Genomic DNA, 1117 nt, shown 5'->3' with positions numbered 1-1117 from the left:
CCCAGATGGTGGGTTAGCTCCGCATTCAGCGCCCGCTCCAGCACGGCCTTAGTCAGCTGGTTCAGCAAACCGTCCGCGCCGTCGATCGGGGTCCCGGTCTTCACCGCATCCTTAATCAACGAGTCCAGCGTCTCTTCGGTGAACATCTCGGCCAGCCGCCGCGCCGCGGTCGTCTCCTCAGCCGGCATCTGCATGGTCTTGGTCACAAAACACTCCTTCTGTCCGCCCAACGGCGGTCCGATGATGGACCACCCCGGACTTACACAGATGGAATGACACGCCCACGAAACCAGCGTCATATCGGTGAACGCCTCCACATACGTGAAGGCCGAAAACGACAGCGCGGCCACGAACAACCACGCATCGGTCGGGGCGCCGCTGAGCGGATCGACGAAGCTCATCGCATCACCGGCCCAGTCGACCTCGATGGACTCGCCCGGGGTGCGCTGAATACGCATCGACGCCCCCGTCGAGGCCACCCAGCGGCGGTACTGTTCGTTGAAAAACGAATACCGATACGGAACCCCGCCGCAGGCCCGGCAGGCCGCAACATACTCGTTCCACAACAGCAGCAGCGTCACCGACGGACGCCCCAGTTCGCGGTGCACATACTCGAAATCCGGCGCCACACGGTCAGAGTCCGGCCTGGCCGGTTCGGGCAGCAGCAGGTGGCGGACCTCATCGGCGGCGAGGTCGGCCACCTCCCCGAAGCCCACGCCGGCCGCGGTTGCGGCGGCGAATACGGCCGCCACCGTGTTCCGGGAGCAGCCCAGCACATCCGCGATACCGCGCTGGCTCACCCCTTCGGCGCGTAGCCGCAGGATCTGTTTGTAGTCGACCATCGAAGGCGACCCCTTTCGTCACGTCCGCATCCCAACGACACGGACCGACGAACGGTCGCACCCACAACACCAGAAGCAGCGCCGCGGCTCACCCGACAGCGTCGCAGTGGCTCACCCCACAGCGGAACAGTGGCTCACCCAACCCCGGAACGGCGGCTCTCGCCAGCCGTAATATCCAGTTGACCGGTGACCGCTCAGGCGTTCGTCGACGAGTCGGGCAGGGGAGCCCGCTACTACGTGTGCGTAGCGGTGGTGGCCGATGGGGACGTGGACTC

General features: G+C 65.6%; 1 protein-coding gene. It reads right to left on the bottom strand.

Going from position 1 to position 1117, the window contains the following annotated elements:
• Positions 1–842: helix-turn-helix domain-containing protein (locus tag AC2VON_RS05890; RefSeq protein ID WP_486952098.1), on the bottom strand; the 842-nt coding region annotated here is incomplete at its 3' end.
• Positions 843–1117: the final 275 nt, after the last annotated feature.

The sequence above is a fragment of the Mycobacterium sp. TH-M82 genome, from assembly GCF_057473605.1.
This window is presented reverse-complemented; position numbering and strand designations above follow the sequence as displayed.